The sequence below is a fragment of the Prolixibacter sp. SD074 genome, from assembly GCF_009617895.1.
Lineage (GTDB): Bacteria > Bacteroidota > Bacteroidia > Bacteroidales > Prolixibacteraceae > Prolixibacter.
Window position 1 is genome coordinate 1,390,505 of the sequence record NZ_BLAW01000001.1, and the last position, 15,105, is coordinate 1,405,609.

At 45.2% G+C, this 15,105-nt stretch carries 17 protein-coding genes and 3 tRNA genes; 10 read left to right on the top strand and 10 right to left on the bottom strand.

The genetic code is table 11. The features are described from left to right. Nucleotides 1–5: 5 nt before the first annotated feature. Genes GJU82_RS06110 through GJU82_RS06120 form a run of 3 tightly spaced genes read right to left on the bottom strand, consistent with a single transcriptional unit; the run spans nt 6 to nt 1,699 of the window. Nucleotides 6–548 (bottom strand): carbonic anhydrase, encoded by a 543-nt coding sequence (locus tag GJU82_RS06110; protein WP_153631336.1) that lies wholly within the window; start codon nt 546–548, stop codon nt 6–8. 56 nt (nt 549–604) lie between these two features. After that, a complete protein-coding gene (locus tag GJU82_RS06115; protein ID WP_153631337.1) occupies nt 605–907 on the bottom strand; it encodes an isochorismatase family protein in 303 nt (100 codons plus the stop codon). A gap of 6 nt (nt 908–913) precedes the next feature. After that, nucleotides 914–1,699, bottom strand: coding sequence for a class I SAM-dependent methyltransferase (locus GJU82_RS06120; protein WP_153631338.1), 786 nt, complete (start codon nt 1,697–1,699; stop codon nt 914–916). Nucleotides 1,700–2,300: 601 nt separating this feature from the next. On the opposite strand from GJU82_RS06120, the gene nudC reads away from it, so the two are divergent. Further along, nucleotides 2,301–3,173 carry an NAD(+) diphosphatase gene (gene nudC, locus GJU82_RS06125; protein WP_153631339.1) on the top strand — a complete coding sequence of 291 codons (873 nt, stop codon included), beginning with the start codon at nt 2,301–2,303 and terminating at the stop codon, nt 3,171–3,173. Nucleotides 3,174–3,324: 151 nt separating this feature from the next. Here the strand turns inward: nudC and GJU82_RS06130 are convergent, their stop codons facing one another. The 5 genes from GJU82_RS06130 to GJU82_RS06150 all read right to left on the bottom strand — a co-directional run bounded on the left by GJU82_RS06130 (nt 3,325) and on the right by GJU82_RS06150 (nt 4,619). Continuing rightward, nucleotides 3,325–3,576 (bottom strand): tyrosine-type recombinase/integrase, encoded by a 252-nt coding sequence (locus tag GJU82_RS06130; protein ID WP_228488589.1) that lies wholly within the window; start codon nt 3,574–3,576, stop codon nt 3,325–3,327. Between the two features lie 195 nt (nt 3,577–3,771). After that, nucleotides 3,772–3,856: transfer RNA gene (locus tag GJU82_RS06135), tRNA-Leu, on the bottom strand. Between the two features lie 68 nt (nt 3,857–3,924). Beyond that, nucleotides 3,925–4,009: transfer RNA gene (locus GJU82_RS06140), tRNA-Leu, on the bottom strand. 81 nt (nt 4,010–4,090) lie between these two features. Beyond that, nucleotides 4,091–4,429, bottom strand: a complete 339-nt coding sequence (locus GJU82_RS06145) for a hypothetical protein (RefSeq protein ID WP_153631340.1) — start codon at nt 4,427–4,429, stop codon at nt 4,091–4,093. Nucleotides 4,430–4,535: 106 nt separating this feature from the next. Then, nucleotides 4,536–4,619 (bottom strand) — tRNA-Leu (locus GJU82_RS06150). Nucleotides 4,620–4,949: 330 nt separating this feature from the next. Between GJU82_RS06150 and GJU82_RS06155 the strand changes: the two genes are divergently transcribed. Then, entirely contained in the window at nt 4,950–5,381 is a 432-nt protein-coding gene (locus tag GJU82_RS06155; protein WP_153631341.1) for a NifB/NifX family molybdenum-iron cluster-binding protein, read from the top strand. 38 nt (nt 5,382–5,419) lie between these two features. On the opposite strand, the gene GJU82_RS06160 is transcribed toward GJU82_RS06155, so the two are convergent. Next, nucleotides 5,420–7,624: a S9 family peptidase gene (locus GJU82_RS06160; protein WP_153631342.1), complete on the bottom strand. Its 2,205-nt coding sequence runs from the start codon at nt 7,622–7,624 to the stop codon at nt 5,420–5,422. A gap of 242 nt (nt 7,625–7,866) precedes the next feature. On the opposite strand from GJU82_RS06160, the gene thrS reads away from it, so the two are divergent. The 8 genes from thrS to GJU82_RS06200 all read left to right on the top strand — a co-directional run bounded on the left by thrS (nt 7,867) and on the right by GJU82_RS06200 (nt 14,612). After that, complete coding sequence (gene thrS / locus GJU82_RS06165) at nt 7,867–9,816, top strand: threonine--tRNA ligase (protein WP_153631343.1); 1,950 nt, start codon at nt 7,867–7,869, stop codon at nt 9,814–9,816. Nucleotides 9,817–9,898: 82 nt separating this feature from the next. Continuing rightward, complete coding sequence (gene infC / locus GJU82_RS06170) at nt 9,899–10,408, top strand: translation initiation factor IF-3 (RefSeq protein WP_255474008.1); 510 nt, start codon at nt 9,899–9,901, stop codon at nt 10,406–10,408. A gap of 24 nt (nt 10,409–10,432) precedes the next feature. After that, complete coding sequence (gene rpmI / locus GJU82_RS06175) at nt 10,433–10,630, top strand: 50S ribosomal protein L35 (RefSeq protein ID WP_153631345.1); 198 nt, start codon at nt 10,433–10,435, stop codon at nt 10,628–10,630. 112 nt (nt 10,631–10,742) lie between these two features. Further along, the gene (gene rplT / locus GJU82_RS06180) at nt 10,743–11,087 is read left to right on the top strand and encodes a 50S ribosomal protein L20 (RefSeq protein WP_153631346.1); all 345 of its coding nucleotides are present in this window, start codon (nt 10,743–10,745) and stop codon (nt 11,085–11,087) included. A 223-nt stretch (nt 11,088–11,310) separates the two neighbouring features. Next, nucleotides 11,311–12,033: a 4-hydroxy-tetrahydrodipicolinate reductase gene (dapB, locus tag GJU82_RS06185; RefSeq protein WP_153631347.1), complete on the top strand. Its 723-nt coding sequence runs from the start codon at nt 11,311–11,313 to the stop codon at nt 12,031–12,033. 50 nt (nt 12,034–12,083) lie between these two features. After that, nucleotides 12,084–13,424, top strand: a complete 1,341-nt coding sequence (gene lepB, locus GJU82_RS06190) for a signal peptidase I (protein WP_153631348.1) — start codon at nt 12,084–12,086, stop codon at nt 13,422–13,424. Between the two features lie 164 nt (nt 13,425–13,588). Beyond that, entirely contained in the window at nt 13,589–13,948 is a 360-nt protein-coding gene (locus GJU82_RS06195; protein WP_153631349.1) for a lipopolysaccharide assembly LapA domain-containing protein, read from the top strand. A 13-nt stretch (nt 13,949–13,961) separates the two neighbouring features. After that, nucleotides 13,962–14,612 carry a WbqC family protein gene (locus tag GJU82_RS06200; RefSeq protein ID WP_153631350.1) on the top strand — a complete coding sequence of 217 codons (651 nt, stop codon included), beginning with the start codon at nt 13,962–13,964 and terminating at the stop codon, nt 14,610–14,612. A 14-nt stretch (nt 14,613–14,626) separates the two neighbouring features. Here GJU82_RS06200 and GJU82_RS06205 read toward each other — a convergent pair whose 3' ends face one another. Then, nucleotides 14,627–15,055 (bottom strand): NUDIX hydrolase, encoded by a 429-nt coding sequence (locus tag GJU82_RS06205; protein ID WP_153631351.1) that lies wholly within the window; start codon nt 15,053–15,055, stop codon nt 14,627–14,629. Between the last annotated feature and the right edge of the window lie 50 nt (nt 15,056–15,105).

The window sequence follows — 15,105 nt, forward strand, 5'->3', positions numbered from 1 at the left end:
TTTATTTACTCCTCCCGTATCAGGTAGAGTTTGTTGTCCTCCACCCGGTAGTACATGGGAGCTACCATTATTTTCGGATACCGGTTGCGTAAGCGCTTTACTTCACTTAACACGAAATCGATTTCGTTGCCAATCTCGAAAAGCGGGGCGAACTGATTGAAATGCTCTTCGGCAAACGAACGTTCCCAGCCGGCTTTGTCCACCAGGCCACCAATGAAATTTTCTTTTTTCGATGCCAGGTTCACCATTCCGCAGTTACTGTGCCCGATGAGGGCGATGTGACGGACATTTCCAACCGCAATGGCATACGATACCTTAAATTCGCTGTAACGAAGATTGGCGCCACCCGACCTGATGATGTAGGAGAAGTTGTCGGGGATGTGCAGATGCTTCCGGTTGTCCATACACATACCGACCAGCAGCTGTGCTGAATCGTAGGAGTCAAAATCCCGGTTGAGATCGTGGTACTCCAATAAATCACCAATTGGCGTATCCCGGTACTCCGGGAAGATGTCTTCTTTGGTCTTAATCGGTACAAGTCTGTTCATATTCTTCGCTTCATTTCAGCCGGCGTTCTCACTATTTTTAATGACCGGCCTTCGTTTTAAATGAATGTTTTTATGATGTCCTCCGTATTCAATACAGTAGCAAATTCTTCGTTCAGGCTGGCCAGCGCCGTTTGGTGAATATCTTCAGCGGAATAGCTTTTTCCATCAAAACCTTTTTTGGGGAACGTGGCGGTGGCATCGTTTACCACATACGTGTCGAAGCCGAGGTTGCCGGCCATGCGCACGGTCGTGGAAATACAATAATCGGTGGTGAGGCCGACCACCAACAACAAGGCTGGCTGTCCGTCGGGAATAAACGGCTGAAGCGGTTCGCCGGATGATGGCTGTATGCTCTCCATGGTTTGTTATTTGGTATCGATGGTTTCAGCTTTCTCCTTTACGGCCATCACGCGGATGCGTTTGTAGTCGGCATACCATTTACCGTCGGCAAAACTAACCTGCCTCAATGTTTCCTGTACTTCGGCTTTGATGGTTCCGGCATCCTCGTCGCTCACGCCGTCGAAGAATTGCTTGCCAAACATCGACAGCCAGTCGATGATACCTTTATCCGGGTCAGCCAGTTCCGTGGGACGGTCGAAATGTTCGGCCCGGGTTACCCGGAACCCGGCTTTTTCGAGCACCGTGGCATACTCCCCAATCGACGGGTAATACCAGAGTTGCTTTTCGGCCTGTTCGTGATAACCGTGTTTGGCCAGCACCTTCCGCAAGGTTCCCACGATGTGTTGCACATTGCCTTTTCCACCGAACTCGGCCACCAAACGGCCGCCCGGTTTCAGGTTGCGGTACATGCATTTAACAGCTCCCTCGTAATCGGTTACCCAGTGGAGCGCCGCATTCGAGAAGATGGCATCGAACCATTGGTTGAACTCAAAATCGGACGCGTTTCCAACCTCGAACGCGATGCCGGGATATTTGCTTCGCGCGTCGGCAATCATTTCGGGCGAATAATCCATTCCCACCACCCAAGCAGCGCTTTCTTTAATCTGACTGGTGAGTTGTCCGGAGCCGCAGCCCACGTCGAGAATGCGTTCGTTTGCTTTGGGTTCCAGCCAGCCGAGAATTCCCTGTCCGTATTGGTACACAAATGCGTGCTTGTCGTTGTACAATTCCGGGTTCCAGTCTTTTGTCATACCGTTTTATTCCTTTACAGTTAATAGAGACGCACGATGGTGCGTCTCTATTAACTACCACCCCCCTAAACAAATAAGCACGCATTGGGTTGAGAAATTATACACGCATCCGGTAATTATCGTCCGTTTTCGACGATTAACCGTGCGACATCTTCCTGATGTTGATACTTTTACCTGACACGGAGCAATGCCGATTACGATTCGGACAATTACCTCCCAAAAGCGTTTTTAGAATAGGTCAGTCCCGCATGAAAAAGTATGTACCCGGAACATATTTCAGGGTGTGCCGCTCAAAAAAGTATGTATGCTCAACATGTTTTTACTACCACTGGACGAAAAAGGTGTAGAAACATACCATGGTACGTGTTTGCGAATGCACGGTCCGGAGGAGGATTTCAATTGTCTGAACCAGGATTACGCAGATTGGGGCGTCTCTACGGCGCGTTGTTCGGGGCCGGGAATTGATGGGGCGTTAACGGGGGCGCAATGTTGTTATTTTCGGTTGGAATTGCATTTCATTAACGGGTAAAAGGTTATTCTGGTTATCTTTGCCCGATGGAAATTCAATCAACCTGCTGGTTGATGTAAATTGGTTTATCACATGATTCAGGATATTTTTCCCCACCGTTTCAATAATCAGTATATCGCCAACCTACCGATCGGAGAAAACGATTTTGTCCTTCATTACCACGAAAACTCCCTGTTGATGAAGACCGACGGGGAGGCATTCGGGCTACCGCGAAAAAAGGACTTTCCGGGGATTTCGGAACGGACGGGAAGGACCTTCCTGTTTACCCTGGATGACGTACCCTGTTTCCTGGTATGGGATGAACTGACCGCGAAAGAACCGAATTTTGCTTACCAGGAAATCAGTTTCTTCCGGACGATTGAACAGCCGGAAATCGCGTGGGTGAGCATTGCGGGGTTGCACCTGGTAAACTGGTACACGCAAAACCGTTTCTGCGGGACATGCGGGAGCCGGACGGAACACAAACACAACGAACGGGCGCTGGTGTGCACCAATTGCCAGACCACCATATATCCCAGGATTTCGCCGGCAATTATTGTGGCCATTGTGAGCAGCGATAAATTGCTGCTGGCCCGCAACGCGAATTTCCGGGGCAACTGGTTCTCGCTGATTGCCGGGTACGTAGACGTGGGCGAAACGCTGGAGGAGGCGTTGGCACGCGAGGTGAAGGAAGAGGTGGGCCTCGACGTGAAAAACATTCAGTATTACAAGAGCCAGCCCTGGCCGCTATCGGGTTCGATGATGATTGGCTTTGTGGCGGAGGCCGACGAGCACCAGCCCATCCGCGTTGATGGCAACGAGATTGTAGAAGCTGCCTGGTTCTCCCGTGACCACCTGCCCAACCACTCGTCCACCATCAGCATTGCCGGCGAGATGATCGCGAAATTCGAGAAAGGGGAACTGCAGGGGTGCGGGGAAGTTAAATCCATCGGATCAAGTTTGTAAGCCATATCGAAATCCTTTTTTTTGATACGATATAGCAGTGAAGACACAAAAACAAGGAAGAAGCAAAAGCAAGAAAAATTGGGTGGCTTAACCGCCTATACCTATAAACTAATTCAGATTGCAATATTTTGTTTCCAAGGTAATTTTTATTTTAATGCAACTTCTTCTCCGAAGCATCCATATCCTTTGCAATTTTCTCATCCAGTATCTTTGCATAAATCGGGGTTGTTCTCAAAGAATTGTGTCTAAGTAGTTTTGAAATGGTTTCAATGGGCACTCCGTTTCCCAGGGTTACTGAAGCCGCAAATGTGTGGCGCGCCACATGCATGGTTATATCCTTATTGATATGGCAAATATCAGCCAGCTCTTTCAGGTAACTATTCATCTTCTGGTTCGTCAGCACCGGCAATAATGTGTTTCACGATGCGTCTCCTCCAGACCAACTTTGAACTTTGAATAAGGATTGACTGTAACCTGTTCCAGCGAAATGGCAAGATTCCTATAAATCCTGAAAGTATTTTGGATCTGTTACAAAAACATAAAAGCACCTAAATCATTGAATTCAAATATTTTTGTAGCTTTACGATCTCTCACAAAGTGCCCAGAACAAGACTCGAACTTGCACGCCGAAAACCGGCACCAGCCCCTCAAGCTGGCGTGTCTACCAATTTCACCATCTGGGCAGAATGTACACTTTCGTTTGATGGTTATAACCGAAAGCAATAAAGAACTTTTGCTTAAAAATGTGGTGTGCCCGGAACAAGACTCGAACTTGCACACCGAAAACCGGCACCAGCCCCTCAAGCTGGCGTGTCTACCAATTTCACCATCCGGGCATTTTTCAATAGCGGTTGCAAATGTAAAAATTTTTGGAAAACATGGACATGTTTACCTCCCCTTTTTTGTAACTTTTTCGCCTAATAGCGCTCGTAATCCCGTTCGAATTCGACCCTTTTTACGACCCCGTCTTTTGAAACATAAAACCGTGTCGTCTCCGTTTTAGTTGCCGGCGGACTCGCAAACTCATCATACTGAAAATTTCCTGTATTAATTTGGGCTTTTCCAAGATTCTTGTCACGAACGTAAACCATTACCTTTTCACCGTTGGCACGATTTTCTACGCGGGTTGGCCTTCCTTCTGACAACTGTACCTGTTCCCACTTTTTCCCTTCATATGCTCTTGTCAGTTTTTCTTGCGTGCTGCATCCGGCTAACAAGGTGAAACTGAGCATGAGCAAAATCAAAATATGCTTCATCAAGAATGTTTTTATCAATATCGTTGAACGGTAAATTTACGAAGCCATCCGGATTTCACAAGGAAGGTACCCAACAAAAAGGCCGGCATAATTGCCAGCCTTTAAGTGCCCAGGAAAGGACTCGAACCTTCACGACCTTGCGGTCACTAGTCCCTGAAACTAGCGTGTCTACCGATTTCACCACCTGGGCATTATTTTTTCTCAAAACGTTAGGCAATTGTGTTATCTGCAATTGCGGGTGCAAATATAAATGATTTTTCAGTTATTCCTAACTTTTCATCCGAAATTTTCGCCCTACATACGGCCATTTTTCTACATCTCCAATCTTTCTTCCAGAAGGACAAAAACTTACTTCCCCAGTCGTATTTTCCCCTTCTTTCCTGCTTAAAAATTGACTGGTTTATTTGGAAATATCACAATCTTTTATGAACATTTGTTCACTTCAATTTCATGACACATTTATGATGTCAGAAATTGAATGAAAACAATGTTTCACCAGGAATTAAAATAACTTAATATCATGAAAATTGCCGTACCAACCATGGATGGCGTAACCATTTCGCGCCATTTTGGTAAAACCCGAAAATTCAAAATCGTTGAGATAGAAAACAACCTGGTAGTGAAAGATGAAATCCGCGACAACGATTTCACCAACCATGCAAAAGAGGAGTTTAGTCTTGACACCCCGCATCTTCATGAGCATGAACACCACCACGATGAAGAACACCATCATGAGCATGAGCATAACCACAGTCATTCGCACGAGGATATTTTTAGAGCCTTAGAAGGAGTCGAAGCTGTTCTGTCGGGAGGAATGGGCCAACGTTTGTACAACGATTTTTCAGCCCACAATGTGGAGGTTGTCATCACTGACGAAAACAATATTGATGCCGCGGTACAAAAGTTTATTAAAAACGATTTGCCGCACATCAACCGCTTTTGCCAGCATTAAAAAAAAGAACCCCGGAAGTTAACCGGGGTTTTCTTTTTTTATTTTTTCAGGTTGCTATTCAGAAAACCGGTAAACATCGTATAGAGGTGCATTCGCGTGTTCCCCCCGTAAATACGGTGATTCCGGTTATTGTAAATCATCATTTGGAATTGTACTCCGGCCTGAACCATCCCTTCCGCAAACTCCATCGAATTTTGCAAATGCACATTATCATCGGCTGAGCCATGTACCAGCAGCAGTTTGCCTTTTATTTCGGCTGCGTGGTTCAGCAGTGAGTTGTCGTCGTATCCATTTGGGTTCTGTTCCGGCGTACGCATGTAACGTTCGGTATAAATCGTGTCGTAATAACGCCAGTTGGTTACCGGTGCTACAGCAATGGCTGCCTTGAAAATACCGGCTCCTTTTTCCAGCGAAAGCGCCGACATGAAACCACCGTAACTCCATCCCCAGATGGCAATATTGTTTTTATCGGTGTAAGGCAACGAACCGAGGTATTTAGCTGCATCAACCTGGTCGTCCGACTCCAGTTTACCTAATTGCATATAGGTACATTTCCGGAAATCCTCTCCCCTTGCACCGGTACCGCGCGGATCGACGCAAGCCACCACGTAGCCGTCCTGTGCAAGGAACGAATACCAGTCTACGCTAAACTTATCGAGCACCTCCTGCGAATTCGGACCGCTGTACTGCGTCATCACGACCGGATATTTCTGATCCGGATTAAAGTTGAGCGGCTTAATCATCCAGCCATTCAATTCCACGCCTCCCGAATCCTTAAAGGTGAAGAATTCCTTCCGGGGAATCTGATAGTCGGACAGTTTCTGCTTCAATGCAGCATTGTCTTCCAGTACCCTGATGAGTTTTCCACGATAATCGTGAAGCGTAACGTACATTGGAGTATTCACATTCGTGAAATAGTTGATGTAGTATTTGAAGCCGTTGCTGAAAGCAGCATCGTTGGTCCCTTCTTTTTTCGACAGTTTGTACTTTTTCTTCTTATCGAGACTAACTGCATATACTTCACGGCGGAGCGGTGATTCGGCTGCCGCCTGATAGTAAAACAAATTCCGGTCCGGGTCGTAGCCGTAAAATTTAGTCACATCATAATCGCCATCCGTCAGCCTTTTTACTTTGATACCGCTAAAATCGTACAGGTACAAATGATTGTAACCATCCTGCTCGCTGGTAATCACAAAGTGTTTGTTGTCCGGCAAAAATTTCAGGTTATCCAAAAAGTCCGTCTCAATGTAGCGATCATTCTTTTCGGTGTAAACCAAACGGGCATCGCCTGAAAACGGATTCGCAAACAACACATCCAGTTTGTTTTGCAACCGGTTCTCCCGAAAAACAGCCAATTCACTGGCATTCGGTATCCAGCGGATGCGGGGAATATATTGATCGGTTTCCGTTCCCAAATCTACATCGATACTTGTCCTTGATTTTATATCGTACACATACACTTCTACCGTGGAATTAGGCTCGCCAGCCTTCGGATATTTGTACGTGTAATTATGTGGATACAGGCGGTTCTTCATGTGGGCCGGGACTTCGCCTTTGTACATCGGGAAACTGTAGGTTGGAACAGCGTCTTCATTAAATTTCATGAATGCCAGCTTCTTGCTGTCTGGCGACCACACAAATGCTTTGTTAAATTCAAATTCTTCTTCGTATACCCAATCCGGTGCCCCATTGATGATATGATTACGCTTTCCATCGAAGGTTACCTGCCGTTCGGTACCAAAACGGAGGCTTTTCACGAATAGATTATTGCCACGCACGAAAGCAACCCGTTCGCCATTCGGCGAAAAAGTAGCCAACTGCTGGCGACCTTTAGTAGATAGCGGAGTGATTTCCCTGGTGGTAAAATTATACACATAGTATTGTGCAGTAAACGAGCGACGGTAAATTTTATGCTTATCAGTCATTAATATGACCCTCGATTCATCGGAGCTGAATTCGTAACCGGTAATGTGTTCCAGGGAATCAATTTTCAGATCGGCAACAGTTAGTACAGTGGCTACTTTTTCACCGGTTTTGTAACTGTATTTAACGATTTCCGTTCCGCCTTTTTCAAGGGCCGTATAATGGAGGCCATCCTTCATCGAACGCAAACCTTCAACCGTTTTAGGCCGGAAAGTTCCCTTCGACACTACATCGGCCAGCGTAATCTTCTGCGCCTGAACCCGGGGAATAAACATAACCACTAAAAGCGCCAGAAAAAATAGACTCTTTCGTTTCTGCATAATGTTTTTTGATTAATGAATTTTATATCTGTTTACTTATTTCCAAAATAAATCACTCTTTCGGGCTTAAAATCGTCCCCTTCGTTAAATCAATCTTCAAAGATAAAAATTCAACCGTCATTCGGATATGTTGTAGGCAAGGGAATAAAATTCATGAAACCATAAAATTAAGCGGGAGTACAGTTTTATGTGTGTCGGGATTATGATTATCTTTGCTCGCTGAGAAGAAAACAGAGAAACAAATGATACAAATTACACTTCCGGATAATTCTGTTAAGGAATTCGAACCTGGGGTAACCGGCTTTGAGATTGCCCGCTCCATTAGTAACCGGCTGGCAAAAGATGTCCTGTCCATATCGGTAAACGGGCAGGTTTGGGATTTGACGCGTCCGATTAACGAAGACGCCAGTATTAAGCTGCATACCTGGGACGACCGCGAAGGAAAAGAAACATTCTGGCACTCATCGGCTCACCTGATGGCGGAAGCAATTGAGTCCTTCTATCCGGGAACGAAATTCGGAATTGGCCCGACTGTTGACAACGGATTCTATTACGATGTTGACCTTGCTGACGGAAAAGTTCTTTCGGACAAAGATCTTCCGCAGATTGAGAAGAAGATGATTGAGCTGGCCCGGGAGAAAAATGATATTGTTCGTCAGGAGATTTCCAAAGCCAATGCGCTGAAAATATATACCGAAAAAGGCAATCCGTACAAACAGGAACTGATTTCGGAACTGGAAGACGGAACCATTACGCTCTATAACCAGGGTAATTTCACCGACCTTTGTCGTGGGCCACACTTGCCCAATACCGGCTATATCAAGGCAGTAAAACTAACCAGCATTGCCGGCGCTTACTGGCGTGGCGACGAGAAAAACAAAATGCTGACCCGTATTTACGGTATTACTTTCCCAAAGCAGAAAATGCTGGAAGAATACCTGGAGATGCTGGAGGAAGCAAAAAAACGTGACCACCGCAAAATCGGGAAAGAGATGGAACTGTTTACCTTCTCACAACGCGTTGGACTTGGTTTGCCGCTATGGTTGCCCAAAGGCGCCATTCTGCGCGACCAACTGGAGCAGTTCCTTAAAAAGGTACAAAAGAAATTCGGCTATGAGCAGGTAATTACTCCCCACATTGGTGATGTGAACCTGTATAAAATTTCCGGTCACTTCCAAAAATACGGCGCCGATTCGTTCCAGCCGATCCATACCCCGACTGAAGGCGAAGAGTATTTATTGAAACCAATGAACTGTCCGCATCACTGTGAAATATACAGCAGCAAACCGCACTCCTACAAAGACCTTCCCGTTAGGATGGCTGAGTTCGGAACGGTTTACCGCTATGAGCAGAGTGGCGAGTTGCATGGATTGACCCGTGTACGTGGTTTTACCCAGGATGACGCTCATATTTTCTGCCGTCCTGACCAGTTGAAGGAAGAGTTCCTTAAGGTTATCGATATTATTTTTATTATATTTAAAGCGCTTGACTTTAAAGATTACACCGCCCAGATTTCACTCCGCGATCCGAACAACAAAGAAAAGTACATCGGTTCGGATGAAAACTGGGAAAAAGCGGAAAGGGCCATCATTGAAGCCTGCGACGAGAAAGGCCTGAATACCGTAACCGAATTGGGCGAAGCAGCCTTTTACGGTCCCAAACTTGATTTCATGATTAAAGATGCTTTGGGTCGGAACTGGCAATTGGGAACCATCCAGGTGGATTACAACCTGCCGGAACGCTTCGAACTGGAGTACATCGGCGCCGACGACAAGCGCCACCGTCCGGTAATGATTCACCGCGCACCTTTTGGTTCGATGGAACGCTTTGTTGCCGTACTTATTGAGCACACTGCCGGTAAGTTCCCGTTGTGGTTAACCCCTGAGCAAGTGGTTATTTTGCCCATCAGCGAAAAGTATAATGATTATGCTCAAAAAGTTTCAGAATACTTAAATAATTCCGATATTCGCGCCATAATTGACGAACGTAACGAGAAGATTGGCAGAAAAATCCGTGACAACGAATTAAAACGTATCCCATATCTTCTCATCGTTGGTGAAAAAGAAATGGGAGGAAATACGGTTTCTGTTCGCCGTCAGGGAGAAGGTGATAAAGGAACCATGCAACTTGACAAGTTCGCCGAATTTGTAAATAAAGAAGTCCGCGAACAATTGTCAGCCTTTTATAGTTAACCGTAGTACTAATTAATCAAAGGAGGATTTAGCCATAGCAGTAAAAAGAGGCAGAGGCCCAAGGCCAAAAAGAGAAGACAAACTGAGTTTCCGGACCAATGACCATATCCGCGTCCCGGAAGTTCGATTGGTAGGTGAAAATATAGAAAACCCGGGAGTTTTTCCCACCAGGGAAGCATTGCGCATGGCTGATGCACTCGAGCTTGATCTGGTAGAAATTTCCCCGAAAGCTGCACCACCGGTCTGTCGTATCACCGATTATCAGAAGTTTCTCTATCAGCAGAAAAAGAAACAGAAGGAATTGAAAGCTAAAGCGACGAAAATAGTTGTTAAAGAGATTCGATTCGGCCCGAATACCGACGATCACGATTACAATTTCAAGCTGAAGCATGCGGAAAAATTCCTTCAGGAAGGTGCAAAGGTCAAAGCGTTTGTGTTTTTCAAAGGTCGCTCAATTCTTTTTAAAGAAAAGGGGGAAATCTTGTTACTGCGGTTTGCGCAAGATCTGGAAGAGTTGGGCGCTGTAGAGCAGATGCCAAAACTCGAAGGAAAACGAATGACCATGTTTATTTCGCCTAAGAAGAAAAAGTAATTCGAATTTAAAGATTAGACTGTAATGCCTAAGATGAAAACAAATCCCGGTGCTAAGAAGCGTTTCAAACTCACCGGGAGTGGAAAAATAAAAAGGAAGCACGCGTATAAAAGTCACATTCTGACTAAGAAGACGACTAAACAGAAGCGTAACCTCACTTATTGGGGTACCGTAGCCGACGTTGACAAGGCTAACGTGAAAAAGCTTCTCGCGATGAAATAATGGATTTCAATCCTTTTGAACAGAAATTAGAAAATATTAGTTACGAACCGGATGATGAGCAACTAAGTGGTTTTGAAACAAAAAATCCGCCATTATTCAAATTGTATAAATTATGCCAAGATCAGTAAATCATGCGGCATCGAGAGCGCGCCGCAAGAAACTCCTGAGCCAGACCAAAGGGTACTTTGGCGCCAGGAAAAATGTCTGGACGGTTGCTAAAAACACATACGAGAAAGGTCTTCAGTATGCGTACCGTGACAGAAAGAAAAAGAAAATCCACTTCCGCGCATTGTGGATTCAGCGTATTAACGCTGCTGCCCGCGTGGAAGGACTCTCCTACTCACAGTTTATGGGTAAATTGAAAGCAGCCGATATCGAAATCAACCGTAAGGCGCTGGCCGATTTGGCGATGAACCATCCGGCTGCATTCACGGCCATTGTTGAGAAGGTAAAATAATTTTTTTTCGGATTAGGTGAAATAAACACTCAGATATCAGGGAGGCTCCGGACGAGCTTCCCTTTTTTTGTCATTAACTAGTCTGGTCATTTATTCCAACACGCATCTTATCTAAACGAAACCATTCCCACCTTAACAATAATTCACGCATGCTTTTCCTCAATAATCTTATATTTGTAATTCCTGAAACAGAATACATACCAATTCAATAAAAAAATTTTATATGAAGATTGCGCTAATCGGTTACGGTAAAATGGGGAGAACAATTGAGGAGATTGCCATTAGCCGCGGCCACGAGATTGTTTTGAAAATTGATGTAAACAATACCGAAGCTCTAACGGAAGCGAACCTGAGAAAAGCCGACGTTGCCATCGAATTTACGGCGCCTGCTTCTGCCGTCGACAATTACCGGTTATGTTTTACATCCGGCGTTCCGGTAGTCAGCGGCACCACGGGCTGGCTATCGCGCAAAGATGAAGTAGAAAAAGCTTGCCATGAAAAAGAAGGCTGCTTTTTTTATGCATCCAATTTCAGCCTGGGCGTCAATCTTTTTTTTGAACTGAACCGCAAACTGGCACGTATGATGAATGCATTCGACCAGTACAATGTTAGCATGACTGAAGTCCATCATACACACAAACTCGACGCGCCAAGTGGTACGGCCATTTCACTGGCCGAAGATATTATCGGCGAAGTGAAGCGAATTGATTCGTGGACCAGCGATGAACCAAAATCTGCGGCTGAATTGCCCATTAGCTCCATCCGGGAGGACGAAGTCCCAGGCATACACACCGTGAAATACGATTCTGAAGTCGATTATATTGAAATAACACACAGTGCCAAAAGTCGCAGGGGATTTGCCTTTGGAGCAGTGCTGGCAGCTGAATTCTGCCAGGGCCGGAAAGGTGTCCTATCCATAAAAAACCTGCTTGACGAATTGGCCTAAACTATCATAATTACATTTCATCATATTTTGTAAGATAAACGCACTTTCGAATGAGAAATATTCTGACAAACAAGTGGTTTAAATTCGCCGTCGTAGCTTTAGTGTATACCCTGTGGGTCATCTGGCTTGGTATTTACTGGTGGCTCTTCGGCCTGATCGTGATTTTCGATATTTATATCACGAAAAAAGTACATTGGGCTTTCTGGAAAAAGAAAAATCCGCCGGATGGCAAGCAAACAAAAGTTGTTGAATGGGTGGATGCCATAATTTTTGCGGTCATTGCGGCATCCTTTATCCGGATGTTTTTTATTGAGGCTTATACCATCCCCACCTCTTCCATGGAAAAAACCATGTTGGTTGGCGATTATCTATTTGTCAGCAAAACAGCCTATGGGCCGAAACTTCCCAACACACCCATTTCGTTCCCGTTTGTACACCACACCATGCCACTGACCAAAACGGTGAAATCCTATTCCGACGCCATTCAGTTGAAATATCATCGTTTGAACGGGTTTAGCCATGTTCATCGCAACGATGTGGTGGTTTTCAACTTCCCGGAAGGTGATACAGTAGCAGTCAACATGCAGGCACAGAGCTACTATCAGCTCGTCAGGATGTATGGCCGCGAACGGGTCTGGAATGACAAGCGTACCTTTGGCGACATCATCTATCGCCCGGTCGACAGGCGGGAAAATTACATTAAACGCTGTGTGGCCATTCCAGGCGATTCGCTGAAAATTGTCAATGCCCAGGTTTTTGTTAACGGAAAGCCGCAAATCAGCATCCCCGGACTTCAGTTTGATTACATTGTCACCACGGACGGGACACCGATTAATCCGGAAGCTCTCGATCGACTTCATATTTCCAAGGCAGACCGTCACCGGAACGGGGCACAATACATGTTCCCGCTAACCAATGAGAACGTGGAAAAACTGAAGAAATTCAGCAATGTTATTTCCGTTGAACGGATGAATATGCCGGCCAGTCGTCCCGATCCAAACATTTTTCCGTTCGATCCGAAGGACTATCCCTGGAATGTCGATAATTTCGGGCCCGTTTGGATTCCGAAAAAAGGCGCATCTGTTCACCTCACGTTGAAGAATCTCCCGTTTTACCGGCGTATTATTCGCGTTTACGAGAAGAATAAACTGGCCGTAAAGGACAGCGCCATCTACGTTAACGATAAACCAGCTGATTCATACACATTCAAAATGAACTATTACTGGATGATGGGTGATAACCGGCACAATTCGGCCGACTCGCGATACTGGGGATTTGTACCGGAAGATCATGTAGTGGGAAAAGCTTCCTTCATCTGGTTATCGCTTGATAAAGACCAATCGTTCCCTGCCAACATCCGATGGGACCGGTTCTTTAAAAAAGTCAAATAACAAACTTATTCATAATTATTCCTGAAAAAGCCAGTACCTTATTTGCTGGCTTTTTTTTATGTCCTAACGATCTGACAAGTAAAAAATAATTTGCACAAACGATGTACTTCTTTTACGAAGTAGGCTGAAAGCTGTATCTTAGAGTAACGAAAAACCTGATAATTATGCAGCGTGGTTTAGTCACCGGACTTATTCTCGGAATCATACTGGTTGTATTTGCCTTGCAAAATGCGATCAGTGTTTCAATAAAATTTTTGGTTTGGCAAATACCGGAGATTCCCCTGGTTTTACTTCTTTTGTCAGCGATTTTGATTGGCGTGATGTTAAGCGCCCTGTCCAGTTATCCAGCCAGACAACGTTTAAAAAAGGATAACCGCAAATTAAAAGAACGCATTGACGAACTGGAAGAACAATTGTTGGAGTACCGTCAGGATTTGGAAAACATGGGAAAGCAAGAACAGAAAAAGAAAGATGAGGGCGACCTGATTCGCGGCGATACCAACAGCACATTCTTCGACGATTAACGAATATTTTCCGATGACCAAAATACATACTGCTTTACTCTCCACAGCTTACCTGGGACCTGTACAGTATTATTCAAAACTGCTTCGTTACCCCGAAATAATAATTGAACAACACGAAAACTACCCCAAACAAACGTACCGCAACCGCTGCCAAATTTTGGGTGGGAACGGACCACTGACACTAAGTATCCCGGTTGATAAAGGCCCGGAATTAAAAGTAAAAACCAAAGATGTCCGTATTGCTTATGCGGAAGACTGGCAACGGCTTCACTGGCGAACGATTGTTTCGGCTTATAACAACTCCCCTTTTTTCCCTTATTACCAGGGTGAACTGACCCCGTTTTTTCACCAAAAGAAATGGAAGTACCTGTTAGATTTCAATCTGGAAATACAGGAAAAGGTAATGGAATTGCTGGAAATCGATGCCCGGATAAAACGGTCAACTGAGTTCATAAAAGAGGAAATGGGAAATATGCTCGATTTACGCGAGGTGATCCATCCCAAAAAGCAAAAGGGCAAGCCCGACCCCCACTTTTCTCCTGAACCGTACACGCAGGTTTTCGAAGAAAAATTCGACTTTCATCCCAATCTTTCCATCATCGACTTATTTTTTAACGAAGGCCCCGAATCAGTGGGTATTCTTGAAGATTGCTTTAAGGACTGATATAACCAAAAGCCTTAAATTATCTCCATCACAAATTTCTGAATGATTTCGCGGTGGTCGAACGCCATTTCCGGTAACGAAATAATGGGGAACCACTCCGCTTCCAATGCATCATCGCCGCCTTTTACCGGGACAGGCCCGGGAATTTGCCCGGTAAATACCACTGAAATGGTTCTGGCACGAGGATCCCGATCGACTGCATCGAAAGTATAAAACTGTTTCAGCGCGACCCCGGTTAGTGCAGTTTCTTCTTCCAGTTCCCTCTGACACGATTCAGCCAGCGTTTCGTCCATATTCACAAATCCCCCGGGCAACGCCCATTTCCCCTCAAAAGGGTCTGCTTTTCGACGAATAAGCAGTACCCACTGCTCACCGTTACGCTCTGCTGTTACAATAGCGTCAACTGTTATTGCCGGACGGGGATATTGATAGGTGTAGGACATATAATTACAAAATTAACCGGAGGGTAAAATTCATCAATTTCGGGGATGAA

Excerpts from the sequence above, each read along its gene's own strand:
- GJU82_RS06110 (WP_153631336.1), bottom strand. The coding sequence starts at position 548 with ATGAACAGACTTGTACCGATTAAGACCAAAGAAGACATCTTCCCGGAG.
- GJU82_RS06115 (WP_153631337.1), bottom strand. The coding sequence starts at position 907 with ATGGAGAGCATACAGCCATCATCCGGCGAACCGCTTCAGCCGTTTATT.
- GJU82_RS06120 (WP_153631338.1), bottom strand. The coding sequence starts at position 1,699 with ATGACAAAAGACTGGAACCCGGAATTGTACAACGACAAGCACGCATTT.
- nudC (WP_153631339.1), top strand. The coding sequence starts at position 2,301 with ATGATTCAGGATATTTTTCCCCACCGTTTCAATAATCAGTATATCGCC.
- GJU82_RS06145 (WP_153631340.1), bottom strand. The coding sequence starts at position 4,429 with ATGAAGCATATTTTGATTTTGCTCATGCTCAGTTTCACCTTGTTAGCC.
- GJU82_RS06155 (WP_153631341.1), top strand. The coding sequence starts at position 4,950 with ATGAAAATTGCCGTACCAACCATGGATGGCGTAACCATTTCGCGCCAT.
- GJU82_RS06160 (WP_153631342.1), bottom strand. The coding sequence starts at position 7,624 with ATGCAGAAACGAAAGAGTCTATTTTTTCTGGCGCTTTTAGTGGTTATG.
- thrS (WP_153631343.1), top strand. The coding sequence starts at position 7,867 with ATGATACAAATTACACTTCCGGATAATTCTGTTAAGGAATTCGAACCT.
- rpmI (WP_153631345.1), top strand. The coding sequence starts at position 10,433 with ATGCCTAAGATGAAAACAAATCCCGGTGCTAAGAAGCGTTTCAAACTC.
- rplT (WP_153631346.1), top strand. The coding sequence starts at position 10,743 with ATGCCAAGATCAGTAAATCATGCGGCATCGAGAGCGCGCCGCAAGAAA.
- dapB (WP_153631347.1), top strand. The coding sequence starts at position 11,311 with ATGAAGATTGCGCTAATCGGTTACGGTAAAATGGGGAGAACAATTGAG.
- lepB (WP_153631348.1), top strand. The coding sequence starts at position 12,084 with ATGAGAAATATTCTGACAAACAAGTGGTTTAAATTCGCCGTCGTAGCT.
- GJU82_RS06195 (WP_153631349.1), top strand. The coding sequence starts at position 13,589 with ATGCAGCGTGGTTTAGTCACCGGACTTATTCTCGGAATCATACTGGTT.
- GJU82_RS06200 (WP_153631350.1), top strand. The coding sequence starts at position 13,962 with ATGACCAAAATACATACTGCTTTACTCTCCACAGCTTACCTGGGACCT.
- GJU82_RS06205 (WP_153631351.1), bottom strand. The coding sequence starts at position 15,055 with ATGTCCTACACCTATCAATATCCCCGTCCGGCAATAACAGTTGACGCT.